The 13,404-nt window shown below is 61.2% G+C and carries 9 protein-coding genes; 7 read left to right on the forward strand and 2 right to left on the reverse strand.

Annotation, left to right across the window (positions count from 1 at the left end):
• Positions 1-16 precede the first annotated feature (16 nt).
• Both KF757_11135 and KF757_11140 read left to right on the forward strand, forming a co-directional pair.
• A complete protein-coding gene (locus KF757_11135; GenBank protein MBX3323534.1) occupies positions 17-772 on the forward strand; it encodes a glycosyltransferase family 2 protein in 756 nt (251 codons plus the stop codon).
• Between the two features lie 11 nt (positions 773-783).
• Complete coding sequence (locus KF757_11140) at positions 784-2,172, forward strand: hypothetical protein (protein MBX3323535.1); 1,389 nt, start codon at positions 784-786, stop codon at positions 2,170-2,172.
• Here the strand turns inward: KF757_11140 and KF757_11145 are convergent.
• Both KF757_11145 and KF757_11150 read right to left on the reverse strand, forming a co-directional pair.
• Complete coding sequence (locus KF757_11145; protein MBX3323536.1) at positions 2,149-2,583, reverse strand: PilZ domain-containing protein; 435 nt, start codon at positions 2,581-2,583, stop codon at positions 2,149-2,151. The genes KF757_11140 and KF757_11145 overlap by 24 nt on opposite strands.
• Positions 2,584-2,627: 44 nt before the next feature.
• Positions 2,628-4,928 carry a hypothetical protein gene (locus KF757_11150; protein ID MBX3323537.1) on the reverse strand — a complete coding sequence of 767 codons (2,301 nt, stop codon included), beginning with the start codon at positions 4,926-4,928 and terminating at the stop codon, positions 2,628-2,630.
• Between the two features lie 267 nt (positions 4,929-5,195).
• Between KF757_11150 and ggt the strand changes: the two genes are divergently transcribed.
• The 5 genes from ggt (at position 5,196) to KF757_11175 (ending at position 13,345) form a co-directional block, all read left to right on the forward strand.
• Complete coding sequence (gene ggt, locus KF757_11155) at positions 5,196-6,914, forward strand: gamma-glutamyltransferase (GenBank protein ID MBX3323538.1); 1,719 nt, start codon at positions 5,196-5,198, stop codon at positions 6,912-6,914.
• Between the two features lie 100 nt (positions 6,915-7,014).
• Complete coding sequence (locus KF757_11160; GenBank protein ID MBX3323539.1) at positions 7,015-8,328, forward strand: MFS transporter; 1,314 nt, start codon at positions 7,015-7,017, stop codon at positions 8,326-8,328.
• 64 nt (positions 8,329-8,392) lie between these two features.
• Positions 8,393-10,687, forward strand: coding sequence for a VWA domain-containing protein (locus tag KF757_11165; protein MBX3323540.1), 2,295 nt, complete (start codon positions 8,393-8,395; stop codon positions 10,685-10,687).
• A 40-nt stretch (positions 10,688-10,727) separates the two neighbouring features.
• Entirely contained in the window at positions 10,728-11,444 is a 717-nt protein-coding gene (locus KF757_11170) for a response regulator transcription factor (GenBank protein MBX3323541.1), read from the forward strand.
• A 26-nt stretch (positions 11,445-11,470) separates the two neighbouring features.
• A complete protein-coding gene (locus tag KF757_11175) occupies positions 11,471-13,345 on the forward strand; it encodes a HAMP domain-containing histidine kinase (protein ID MBX3323542.1) in 1,875 nt (624 codons plus the stop codon).
• Positions 13,346-13,404 lie beyond the last annotated feature (59 nt).

A 13,404-nucleotide genomic window follows, 5' to 3' on the forward strand; every position in this document is an offset into this window, starting at 1 on the left:
GGCGGAGGTAAGCCGCATGCGGGTTTTGATTGTTATTCCGGTGTATAACGAGGTTTCGACGGTCGAGGGTGTTCTGCGAGCTGTACGTCAGTATGCGGAGCACATCCTTGTGATCGACGACGCATCGACCGATGGCACGGGTGAAGTGCTGAAACGGATTCAAGGCGAGTTGGGGTTCAAGTTGATTGCGCGCAAGGCGAATGCGGGGTATGGCCGCGCTATGCAGGATGGGCTGCGTGCCGGTGCTGAAGGCGGGTATGACTGGGTCATCACGATGGACTGTGATGAGCAGCACGAGCCGGCGTCGATTCCGAGGTTTATCGCGATTGCCAGGCAAGGCGAACTCGATGTGATCAGCGGGTCTCGGTACCTGAGCCTCGATGATGCGGATGGTGTTCCGCCAGCTGATCGTCGCTCGATCAACCTTCGCATCACCGATGAGATCAACGACCGACTGGGCCTGTGTCTGACGGACGGGTTCTGCGGTTTCAAGGCGTATCGCGTCGAGGCGGTTGGTGAGTTGGAACTTACAGAAGACGGGTATGCATTCCCGATGCAGTTCTGGGTCGAGGCGGTAGCCGCAGGGCTGCGGATCGGTGAGATTCCGGTGCGCCTGATTTACACTGATGCGAAGCGATCGTTTGGTGGGGGACTTGACGACCCTGCGATTCGCTACGGGCATTATCAGGAAGTGCTGCACCGGGCGATCTGTCGCCGGGCGTGTCAACTCTCGCGTGTGGCCCGTACGGGGCTCGGGTGCCAGCGCTGCTGATACGATCGTGCGTGACAGACCTCGATCGTGATGGCGCACTCTTGATCGATCCGGAGCCTCGACTGTGGAGCGGGCTGGTGGCGGCACATGCGCGCGGCACTCTCGATGAGCGATCGTTGCGGTTTCGGCATGAGCTTGGAATCGCGCATAGCACACCCATCATCATGAGCGGGCATCAGGCGGGCTTCTGGCACGCGGGGATCGTCGCGAAGTACGTCTCGGTCGCGGCAGCGGCACGAGCGGCTACGCAGCAGTTCGGGCATGCAGCGGCGGTGTGGCTTGTCGCAGATCTTGACGACAATGACCCGGCGAAACTGCGTGTGCCGATGCGCGATGATTCTGGTCGATTGGGCGCACGCGATGTCGAGTTGTTTGAGCGGCTCGATGGCGTGATTGGTGTGGCGACGGGCAGTCGCGGGCCGCTGCACGCTGCTCGCGTGCTACCTGCTGGCACACCGCGTGAGATTGGGCGTGTCACGTCGGTGTTGAGCGAGCGACACTCCAGTTCGCGCACATTGGCCGAGCAGGTTCATGGTGCGGCTGAGCATCTGCTGATCGATGCCGGGCTGGAGCGTGTGCCAGCGATTCATGCGAGTGCGATCGCGGGTACCGGACTTTTTCGTGAGTTTTGCCTGCGCATGGTGGCAGATCCGAAGTCGTGCGTCGAGTCGTACAACACAGCGGCGCGAGCGTACCCGGAGGCTGGTGTACGCGAACTCTCGGTCCGGGGCGGACGCTACGAACTGCCAATCTGGGTGTCGCAGTGGAAACAGCCACGATCGGCGGTGTATATCGAGGCGGGCGCGAAGGTGGACGCTGAGCACTGGTCGCCGCGTGCGCTGCTGATGACCGGGCTGATGCGACTTGCGGGGTGCGATTTTTTTATTCACGGCACGGGCGGCGGGGTGTATGACAAGGTCACAGAGCGATGGTTCGACCTGTGGCTTGGAGGGCGGGGTCTCGCTCCGGCAGGGGTGGTTAGTGCCACGAAATGGCTGGATCTGGGCATTGAGGCGGTTCCTGAGCGGGAGGTGGCGAGAGTCGTGGCTGAGGGTCATCGCGCGCGGCATGACCCTGCGCTTGTTGGTGATGCAGAGGCAGGGAAACAGAAGTTGGAGATTGTGCGTCAGATTGAAGCATTGCCTCGGAAGTCGGTCGAGCGTGCAGAGGCGTATTTCAGGCTGCACACCCTGCTTGAGAGCGTGAGGCAGAAACGCGGTGCTCGGATCGGGGACATTGAACAGCGTGCTATCGATATGAGAGCATCGGCTGAGGCGTATGGGCTGGCGCGTGATCGCACGTGGTCGTTTGTGCTGCACCGCCTGGAGACTCTGCACTCATTGCGCCATCAGATTGAGTTGGCGTTTGGATTGGACTCAAGCCATGGCGCGCACAATTGAGTAGCGGACGGAGTGCGTGCGCACGAGATCGCAGATGACTTGTCGCTGCGAGGCTGTGAGATTATCAAACTTGAGGCCCACGTCATGCTGCCCGAAGGAGATGCGGGTCGAGCGCATGATCTGGGCATCGAGAGTGACGGATATTCCGTAGCCTTTGACTTCGACCGAGATCTGCCGACCGACGATCGGGGCTTTGAAGCGGCGGACGAGCACTCGAGCACCTTCAGCGGAAAGATCGAACACCTTGCCGAGGTTACAGCGCAGATCTTCGCACGGGACTCGCCCTTGTCGGCGGCGCTCAGCGTCGACGAACGGAGTTTGTTCGACTGGTTCACCCTGCATAGTCGAGTTGTCGGATGCTTGACGCGCGAGATGCAGGATGACATGGACATGCACGCACTTTTCGCGCATCCAGGCCGCAGAGATTGACAACGCGAGTGGGCTATCGGACTGTCTTACCCGCCGCTGAAGGCCGTGAGGAATGCCTGGACGTCAAAGAAGTTGAACTCGCCGTCGCCATTGAAGTCGCCGGCGGGATCCTGGGCGGAGAAGGCGGTGAGGAATGCCTGCACATCGAAGAAGTCAAGATTGCCATCGCAGTTGAAGTCGGCCGGGGCGCAGGGGCAGCCTCGGATCTCCAGCCAGACATCGTCGATGGCGGCCTCGACGATTGAGCCCGAGCCGAGGTCGCGTGCGATGAAGCGGACGCGCATCTGGCTTGTGGGCTCGACAAAGTCACGGATGCGGAATTCTTTGCGTTCCCAGCGATTGAGGTTTTCTGCGACGAGTTCGAGTTGGGTCCACGTCTGGCCGTCGTTGTTGGAGATGTCGATTGGCATTGAGTCGGCGTTCGGGGCTGCGCCCTGGTCGTTGGAGTACCAGCGGTGATAGATGATGTAGGCATCGAGTGCGGGATTGGCAGCGGCTGCTGAGGCATCGATGATCGGGGAGATGAGCGTGGTGATGCCGTTATCGACATCGTTGGCACCGAGACTTCCGCCTGAGGCTGCGCCGGTGATCCAGCAGTATTGCCCGTTGGGTGTATGGTCAGCGCCGGGCTGAGCCGCGGTGGCTTGCGGGATACCTCGTTCCCATTGGCCGACGGTAGCGGTGTCGCCGGGGGCGCCCGCGGTCCAGCCGTTGGTGCCGGATTCGACGTCATCGAAGAATGGGACTGCGATGTCAACTGCCTGTGCGGCGAATGGGCTCTCATCGCCATTCGCGGGGAGTGTGACGGTGGCATTGTTGGTTGCGAGCGCGGAGAAGTAGTATTCAATCTCGGTGCCGCACGGGACATTAGGGAAAGTTGCGAGGAAAGTGGTGTCGGTGATGGGGGTGAGTGGAGCGGTGTTGAAGCTGCCGCCGTTGACGCGGTAATGAAGAGTGGCCGATCCTGCGTAGTACGACGATGTGACAGCTGTGATAGTCAGATCGAGTGTCTGGCCGGAAGAGTTGATGACTTCGGGTGCGGGTGCTGCGAGCGACATCGAGAGCGGAAGAGTGGTGCGTTCGACATACATCAGAAACGCGGGGAGGTTTTCCTGTGCAGTCGGGATGATCTGTGCTGGAGGGAGTTCGAAGCCGAAATTACCTGTATCGCGCAGTTCGATCGTGATGCCAGAGGCTCCAAGAGATCCATAGAACCAGTCGGCGGCAACGCCTGCGGCGGAGTAGAGCTCGTACGAGGGCTGAGGCAGATAGGGCACGCCTCCGGCATCGAGAATGGCGTCGCGCATGTCATGGCAGAGATCGTGGAAGCGGTTGTATTCGTGCATGGGCGGATCGACCGGGCCATAGCCCCAAGGCCAGAGAATGAGTTGGCTGTAACTGTGGTAGTCAATGTGCGAGACTACGCGCGGGTCGGCCTGAGCATAGAGGCGAAGGGCATTGGTTTCGGGCTCCGAGAAGGGCGCGGTGCCGCGATAGGTATCGTTGCCTGTGTTTCCGCTCGATCCGGCTCCTCCCCATTCGTAGCCCCAGTTGCGATTGAGATCGACGCCGTACCCGCCGCGGCGGTTCTTGCGCCAGAGGCGATTGTTGGTCCAGGTGTAGACATATCCATCGGGGTTGGCGATCGGAGCGATGATGATCTCGGTCGTGTCGAGAATGTCGGTGATGCGCGGGTCAGTGCCATAGCCTTCAAGCAGACTCTCGGCCAGATACATGACGGTCATGCCGCTGATCCACTCGCGCGCATGCTGCCCACCGACGATGAACACCACGGGCCTGCTCGACGCGTCACCAGGCGCGGTAATGTGAATCACCGGAATGTCACGGGCCTGAATCGACTGGCCCGTGATGGCGAGGCGTGCCAGCGTCGGATGTGCCGCCTGAAGTTCGTTGAGTCGAGTCGTGTACTCGCCCAGCTGTCGGTAAGTCTGGAACCATGACAACCCGCGTTGCTGGCTGAGCGTGCGCAGTTGGTCCCATTCCTCGTCGATGAGTTCCTGCACATTCGGGTGCACAATTTCATGCTCGATGCCGAGTTTCTTGAGCTGCGCCATCGCGTGGGGTGGAAACTGCACCAGCAGCGAACCGACGCCGACGCGCTCAGACCAGACGGTTTCGATGAGGGCCAGGACGGTTTCGAGTTCCTGCTCCGAGTGCGTGTGGACTTCGACGAGGTGGTGATGATCGAAACGCACGCGGGGATCGTTGTCGATCGGCATGATTTCGTCCGGATTGAGTTGAACCTGGCCGAAGCAGGCGCTGGCAAAGAGAGCAGCAACGACCAACGATCGTCCGAAAACCTTCATGGAAATCCCCTCCCTAGAAGCAGTAAAGCCTGTCAAATGCCCACGACCGGACGATGCAGCACAGTGTGGCACGCCAAATCGCGTCAACCACAGCATGACGACTCATGGCACGGTCTGTCAAGTTGTTCGTTCACAGAAAGCAACTCGGTTGCCAAATTTTGCGGATCATATTGTCAGGAAACGGCAAGTTCGTCATCTGCTCGCATCGAGCGAGGTAAAGACCAGGCCCCACACGACGCGGCGCGCCTGGCGCGGCAAGGATCCGTCATGACACTTCGAACGCTGTTGCTTGGTCTGTGTGTACTGCTGTGCTTTGGGTGCGGGTCACCTTCGGGTGGCGGGGGGCACCTGCGTTCGGTCGGGCCGTTTGCACGCGCGGTGGTTGCTGCCGACCACGAACTGGCATCGCGTGCGGGGGCCGAGATTCTTGCAGCCGGTGGCAATGCGGTGGACGCTGCTGTTGCAACATCGCTCGCGCTGTCGGTGGTGCGCCCGTATTCGTGCGGAATCGGGGGCGGCGGGTTCATGATCATTTCGCTTGTCGATGATGAACGCCATGGCAGCCTCGTGACCGCGATCGACTATCGCGAAGTCGCACCTGCTGCGGTCGGTGCAGCGTACTACGAGAGCGGCGGGCGATCGAGCACCCGCGGGGGCACGGCGGTTGCTGTGCCGGGAACGGTGGCCGGGCTGATGTATGCACAAGAGAAGTACGGCCGACTACCTCGGTCGCGCGTCGTCGCACCGGCCATCGCACTGGCGGAGCGCGGGTTTGCAGTTGATGCGCATTACGTCGCAGCGGCTCGTCAGCTGGAGGAACAGTTCGAGAAGAGTCCGCAATGGAAGGACCGCTTTGGGTTGGTGTGGTCGCGCTTCTTGCGCGATGGCGCGGTCGAAGTTGGTGACGTGATTCGCCTTCCCGAGCAGGCGGAGGCTTTGCGATTGATTTCGCGCGACGGAGCAGCCGCGTTCTATGACGGTGAGATTGGCAGGCGCGTAGTACACGCAGCACGCAAGGATGGTGGAGATATGACCCTGGCTGACTTGCGGAACTATCGCGTCCGCGAGACCGAGCCTGTGAGGGTGCGCATCGGCGACTACGAGTTCGTGGGCATGCCGCCACCTTCCAGTGGTGGCGTGACGATGCTTCAAGCGCTGAGTATTCTCGAAGCAGCGGGGCACCCTTTAGGGTTCAGTATGCACGACAGTGCCGCAGGGCATCTCATTGCAGAATCGCTCAAGCATGCCTTTGCGGATCGCGCGCGGTGGTTCGGGGATCCGGCGTTTGTTGATGTGCCGGTGCCCTGGCTGGTGAGTCGTGATCATGCAATGAGTCTGGCTGCGAAAATCGACCTGCAGCACACCGGCCCGCCTCATGCCTATGGCTCGACCGAACCGGGTCTTCCTGATAGCGGCACGAGTCACTTCTCGATCGTGGATATCTGGGGAAACGCGGTCGCTTGCACGGAGACGATCAACCTCGAGTTCGGCTCATTGGTGGGCGTCGATGAATTCGGATTCGTGCTCAACAACGAGATGGACGACTTTCTCACTCGGCGCGGCGAGACCAACGCCTTCGGCCTCGTACAGAGCGAACGCAACCTGCCCGCACCCGGCAAGAGGCCACTGTCGAGCATGTCGCCGACACTGGTCTTCGATGATGCGGGCCTGGTCGCGGTGGCTGGAGCGTCGGGCGGACCTCGAATCATCACCGGGACGATGCAAGTGCTGCTGCGCGTGCTGGCCGGCGAGTCGGCAGTGAGCGCTGTGGGCGCGCCGCGTCTGCACCACCAATGGATTCCGAACCGAGTCGAGCTCGAAGCGGGGCTCATGGCCGACGACGAGGTACGCCTCGGACTCGAAGCACGCGGGCACGAGGTCATCGAGCGCGCTGCGATCGGCGATGTTCAGGTGATTCGCAGGCTTGGGAAAGGCTGGGATGCTGCGAGCGACCCACGCAAGGGCGGGCGTCCGGTTGGGTACTGAAGCTAGCTGCCATACCATGGTGCGACCCGGTCGAGCCTGAGACTCGTGCATCGACGGGCTTGTGAGGCGTGCATTGACCACGGCTGCGGCTCCGACAAGCTTGACCAGTGCCGATCCGATCTACGATCGGCGACTGCGTGCTGGCGTGGCCATCGGTGTCCACACGGTTGTCGATTTCTTCTCGTTCTTTGTGATCGCCTTGATGCCTCTGCTTTCGGCGCGACTGGGCATGTCCAAGGTCGAAGTCGCAATCCTCATCGGGGTCGGGAGCATCACGAGCGGCGCGATTCAGCCGATCGTTGCACTTCTCAGCGATCGACACAACACCAGAACGCTCGGCACGATCGGGATGTGTATCGCGCTGGTGTGCATTTCGAGCATCGGGTTTGCACAACATTTCTGGCATCTCCTCGTTCTGCACGCGATCGGGGCGGCGGGAGTGGGGGCTTTTCATCCGCCGGCAGCGGCAGCTGTGGGTTCGCTCGCGGGTCGTGCGCGATCGCGCTATGTCGCATACTTCTTTCTGGCGGGCATGATGGGCGGCGTCCTGGGCAACCTTCTTTCGCCGGTGTATGTCAGTGGCTTTGCACGCCTCGCGGCGGGAGATGGCGAAACTCCGGACATCGCGTTTGGCCTGCGCAGTCTGGCGTGGTTCCTGCCAATCGGCTTCGGGTCGGCGCTCGTGCTGGCGTGGGCGATTCATCGTGTGCCACATAAGGGGCACGGTGCCAGCGCGTTTCATGCGAGTCTGTCAGAAGTCGAGCGCCGCTTGCGTTGGTTTGCGGTAGGTGTGCTGTATTTCGGGAACGTGATTCGCTTTTCGGTCAATATGGCATTGGTTTACCTCGTTGTCGAATGGACGACGCGCCTGGCAACGCGCAGGCTCGGACCTGAGGCAACGATCGAGCAGATCGGACTCGCAGCGTCGAAACTCAATGGCCCATTGCAGGGCGCACAGCAGGTCGGGATGGGCGCTGGCGGCATCACGCTCGGGCTTCTTCTGGCGGTGCGGTTTGAGAAGGCGGCATTTATGACCATGCCCTGGGTTGGCGCGATCGCGATCGCCTGCCTGCCTTTGGCCGAGGGATTGGCGACGCAATGGGTGATGCCGATGGCGTTTTTCGCGACCGTACTGGCTGGAATCGGGTTTGGCTCGATGGTGCCGATCAGCATGAGCCTGGCCCAGCGGTTGCTTCCGCATCGCACTTCGCTTGCGTCGGGGCTGATGCTTGGCGGAGCGTGGATGGTCGCGTTTCTCGGGCCTCAGTTCGCCGGGGCGATACAGACCTGGTTCAGTCTCGAAATAGCATTTATCGCGACTGGGGCGTTATTGGCAGGTGCCGGGGTGCTCGGTTGGGCCCTTCCCGCGCAGGTGATGATGCAATCGGCCGAGGAGGGTGTTACACCCCCGTGACTCCCGCGATAGCCGATATCCCGTACAACTGACTGGTTGGACAAACCACTCAAGGAGCGATCCGATGTTGACGAAACGCGCGCTGTGCAGACTTGGGCTCGTCGCAATCATGATGGCGGGTACGGTGGCGATGGGAGCGGGCAAACTCGAAGCTTCAAGTGTCACGACCTCGGTCATGCCTTCCCAGCCTGAGTCAACACGGCCTCGCCCGATTGGTCCGGACATCGTTGTGCCGCATCGGCCGTACTGGCATCAGGACGCGATCGAGGTCAAGGGTGTGGATGTTGACATCGATATTGTCGATCAGGTAGCGACGGTGCATATGGCCGTCACGCTCTTCAACCCATCGCGCAGCCCGCGCGAGGCACAGTTGGCCCTTCCGGTGCCGAGCGATGCTGCGATTCGGGCGTTTGGCATCGACGCAATCAGCGAAGAACCCAACGCGATTCTCATGCCTCGCGACGAAGCGACGAAGTTGTACCGCGACATTGTGCGGCGCATGGTCGATCCGGGCTTGCTCGAGTTTGTGGGAACGGGGCTGATTCAGTCGAGCGTGTTCCCGGTGCCGGCTGGTGGCACGCAGACGTTTCGTGTGGTGTACGAGCACACGATCAAAGCAGAGTCGGGGCGGGTGGATTATGTATTGGCCCGCTCGCAGTCGGTCGATGCGTCGCGCGTGCCCTGGAAGGTCGCGATGCGGGTGAAGTCGAGCCGCGGCATCGGTGCGATGTATTCGCCAACGCACGATGTCAGTGAAGAACGACTCGGCGTAAACGACCTGAAGCTGAAGGTCCGCAACCCGCAATCTGCCGGGCCTGTGCGTGTGACGTATGTTGTCGGCGCGTCGGATGGCACATCGGCAACTGTGCTGCTGTATCCCGACGCTCGCGTCGGGAGCGGGCAGGGGGGTTACTTCCTGCTGATTGTCGACGCGCCGGATGTCGAGCAAGCCAAGCACACGAAGCGAGAGGTCACACTGGTCATCGATCGATCGGGCAGTATGCGCGGCGAAAAGATGGAACAGGCCAAAGCGGCCACCATGCAGATCATCGAAGCGCTCGACGATGGAGAGCTGTTCAACATCATCGACTACTCGGACACGATCTCACGCTTCTCCTCGCGCCCGGTCGAGAAGAATGCAGAGTCGATCGCGAAGATGCGGCAGTATGTGTCCGAAATTCGTGCAATGGGTGGAACCAACATCCACGATGCGTTGCTCGAAGCGCTCCGCGCCACGCCCGAGTCTGGTGTGCTTCCGCTGGTGCTGTTTCTCACCGACGGGCTGCCGACGGTTGGGCCGACCAACGAAGTAGTTATCCGTGAGGCGGCTTCGAAGGCAAACATTCACAAGCGCCGCATTTTCTCATTTGGTGTGGGCTACGACGTCAACGCGCCGTTATTGTCGGGGATCTCATCGGGCAGTCGTGCTGTGGCAACTTTTGTCGAGCCTCAGGAAGACGTGGAGGTGAAGGTTGGGCAGGTATTCGCAAAACTGCATGGCCCCGTATTGCTCGACCCGGTGCTGCGCGAAGTTCGGGTCGATCTGGCGGTCGGCCCTGGGGCTCTGCGCGAGGTCCTGCCCGGAGTACTGCCCGATATTTTCGCGGGCGAACAGATGATCGTCGTCGGGCAGTACAACTCAGGTGAGAAGTTCCGTGCCGCGATTGCCGGCTCGGCTGGCGAAGAAGTCGTGAGCATCGCTGCCGACTTCGTGCCCGATCAGGCTTCGCATGCCAATGCATTTGTCGCCCGACTCTGGGCCCAGCGCAAGATCGCAACACTCATCGACGCCCTGCGGCAGCGCTCGGCCGATCCCGACTTCAACCAGAACAACCCCGCATACAAGGAACTGGTTGACGAGATCGTGGCGCTCTCGAAAGAGCACGGCATCCTGACCGAATACACCGCGTTTATTGCTCTCGAAAGCGAGTACCGCCAGGACTTGGCCGACAAGGGCGCATCCCGCCAACGACACTTTGCACCAGCACAACAGAGTCGAAGTGGTGCCGAAGGCGTGCAGCGTGAGGCCACCAACCTCGACATGCTGAGCAGGAAGCAGGTTGCACCAGCATCGACGTCGTTTTACAGCGTAGATGCTGCGGGCGGTCGGGCTGCCTCCGATCCGGTTCAGAACATCGCGAATTTGTCGCTGTACCGCCGAAGCAATCGCTGGGTCGAGGCCTCGCTGCTCGATACGCCCGATATCAAACCAGCGCGCATCATCGACTTCGATTCAAAGGAGTTCGACGAAGTGCTCGAGTACCTTGTCGCCAACAACCAGCAGGGCATTCTGGCTCTCGATGCCGATGTGCTTCTCAATATCAAGGGCCAGGCAGTGTTGATCCGTCGTGTGCAATGAACTGATATGCTCATGGCTTGGGCACGATGGAGAAGTAATTATGTCTCAGGGAAAGCTGTTGGTTGTTGAAGATGATGAAGCGATTCGGCGCGGGCTTGTCGATGCTCTGGCAGCTCACAGCTACCAGATGTTCGAAGCGCCCGATGGCAAACAGGGGCTGGCGCTGGCGCTGGGGTGCGAAGTCGATCTTGTGCTGCTCGACATCATGATGCCCGTGATGGACGGCATGGCCATGCTTCGAGAGTTGCGCAAGGCCAAGCCCACGCTCCCCGTCATCTTCCTCACCGCGCGCGGCGAAGAGGAAGACCGCGTCCGGGGTCTGCGCCTCGGGGCCGACGACTACATCGTCAAGCCCTTCAGCCTTGCCGAACTCATCGCGCGGGTCGAAGCGGTCATGCGGCGATCTGCCGAGCGTCCGCGAACGCTTCGCTCGCTCACGATTGCCGGGCGCGTCGTCGATTTTGAGCGACGCGAGGCGGTGCTTCCCGATGGCTCGCGTGTTCAGCTGCCACAGCGCGAGATCGAAGTTCTCGCCTATCTTGCTGCAAACCCCGGGCGTGCGATCAGTCGCGATGAGCTGCTCAGCCGCGTGTGGGGGTTTGATCCGAGGGGCGTGCACACGCGCACGATCGATATGGCTGTCGCACGATTGCGTGAACAGTTACAGGACGACCCCGCCGAGCCTCAGATCATCGCGACGGTTCGAGGGAAAGGGTACATGCTGGTGCATGACGGTGCCCCGCGAGGTGGTGAGTGAGGCAGAGGCCATGGATCACGTGGCTGGTGTTCGCTGTGTGCGCCGTTCTGGTGCTCGACGGGCTCGGTTGGGTCACATGGCAGGTTCTGCGACTCGAACGGCGCGATGCCGAATCAACCGTCCTGAGCGACTTCGAGGAGCGCGCGCGACTCGCCCTGTGGCGCATGGATTCGACACTGACGCCGATCATCGCTCAGGAATCCGCCAGACCCTATTTTCACTATCGCCCGTTCTTTCCGGCTGAACGCGCGTACACACGCATGTGGGAGGAGGTCAAGCCCGGCGAAGTGCTCGTCGCCAGTCCCTTGCTGCTCGCCTCGCGCTCAATGACCGTCTCGGCCGATCTCATTCGCCTTCATTTTCAGATCGAACCAGACGGCACGATCACCTCGCCACAGGTCCCTTCGGGCAACATGCTCGACCTTGCCGAATCGACGCTCGGCATGGCCGGACAGATCGCACGCTCCGAACGCTTGCTCGAATCGCTCCGCGATGTGCATCAGCAGGCCAGACTCGCGCTCGCAGACCGCTTGGCTCTGAGCGGAATCGGTGTTGCCCCATCACCCGACCAGAGCAGCGCTGAATCGATGTTCTCCATCGCGCAAGACCAGAAAGCCAAGGGCGAGGATGCGATTCTAAGTAAAGATGAACTCGACTACAGGCAGAGAGTCGAGAATGTCGAACGCAGCGTCAGCCAGTTTGCGCGGCCGCTTGTGGCGACCGAACCGGAGGCACAATCAAAGGAGACCCAGGCAACGCGCGACTTGAGGCTCGGCCCATTTCGCGTGACCATGCCTTCGAGCACTGCTGAAAACTCGACAGACGTGCTGATGGCCAGTTTTCGCCCGACGTGGCTTGTCAATGACCTCGGCGAACACGAGTTGCTCTTCGTGCGATCAGTCGTGGTCGATGGGGTGCAGTTTCGCCAGGGCATCTGGGTCGATTGGCCGATACTCCGCACGCTGCTTCTTTCGAGCGTGCTCGACCTCCTGCCACTAGCCGAACTCCAGCCCATCAACTCTTCCGATTCACGCGGCAGTACGGCCCGGGTGCTCGCCTCGATTCCCGCGCGGCTCGAGATCGGCCCGCTTCCCGATGTGCCACCGCTCGGTCTGACGACCGTCCGCCTGACTCTTGTCGTGACCTGGGCAGCCGTGCTGGCTGCGATTGCTGCGATCGGGTTTGTACTTCGCGCTTCGATGCGTCTGGGTGAGCGTCGGGGGCGCTTTGTTTCCGCTGTCACTCACGAACTTCGTACCCCGCTCACAACATTTTGTCTGTACACCGAGATGCTCGCTGATGGGCTCGTGACCGAGCATGAAGCGAAGGACCGCTATCTCCAGACGCTCAAGGGCGAATCGCGCCGACTTGCCGGAATCGTCGAGAATGTACTCGCGTACGCTCGCCTCAGCCGCCCCAAAGCGCAGACGCACTCGGTGATCGATGTCGAGACTCTTCTCGCAAGCGTGAGCGTGCCGCTGCATCAGCGTGCCGAGCAGTCGGGGGCGAGTCTGACTATCGACGCAGAAGCCGGCATCGGGATTCGGCGTCTCGCGGCCGATGCAGGCACAGTCGAGCGCATACTGGTTAACCTCGTCGACAACGCCTGCAAGTATGGCCTCGCCGAGGGCGAGTCGGCCGCCCGTATCAACCTCAGCGTCAAGTTCGAGTCTGGCAAAGTTGTGTTTCGTGTCCGCGACGCGGGGCCGGGGATACCGCATGCCGATCGCGGAAAAATCTTCTCCGCTTTCCATCGCGGCGCCGCCCATCGTTCCCATGCCCAGTCCGGTCTCGGGCTGGGCCTCGCACTGGCTCGAGGCCTGGCCACCGAACTCGGAGGCGACCTGACTCTCGAAGAAGGGCCCGGAGGCTGCTTTGCACTCAAGTTACGCGCCCTTTGACCGCCCTCAACTCCGCCCATTCTGCCAGACGCGCAGACCTTTGACCCGGACAAGGTTTT

Source organism: Phycisphaeraceae bacterium, assembly GCA_019636795.1.
Taxonomy (GTDB): Bacteria; Planctomycetota; Phycisphaerae; order Phycisphaerales; family UBA1924; genus JAHBWW01.

Bases quoted from the DNA above. Each gene is read 5' to 3' on its own strand.
- ggt (MBX3323538.1), top strand. From the start codon at position 5,196: ATGACACTTCGAACGCTGTTGCTTGGTCTGTGTGTACTGCTGTGCTTT.
- KF757_11145 (MBX3323536.1), bottom strand. From the start codon at position 2,583: ATGCGCGAAAAGTGCGTGCATGTCCATGTCATCCTGCATCTCGCGCGT.
- KF757_11135 (MBX3323534.1), top strand. From the start codon at position 17: ATGCGGGTTTTGATTGTTATTCCGGTGTATAACGAGGTTTCGACGGTC.
- KF757_11170 (MBX3323541.1), top strand. From the start codon at position 10,728: ATGTCTCAGGGAAAGCTGTTGGTTGTTGAAGATGATGAAGCGATTCGG.
- KF757_11150 (MBX3323537.1), bottom strand. From the start codon at position 4,928: ATGAAGGTTTTCGGACGATCGTTGGTCGTTGCTGCTCTCTTTGCCAGC.
- KF757_11165 (MBX3323540.1), top strand. From the start codon at position 8,393: ATGTTGACGAAACGCGCGCTGTGCAGACTTGGGCTCGTCGCAATCATG.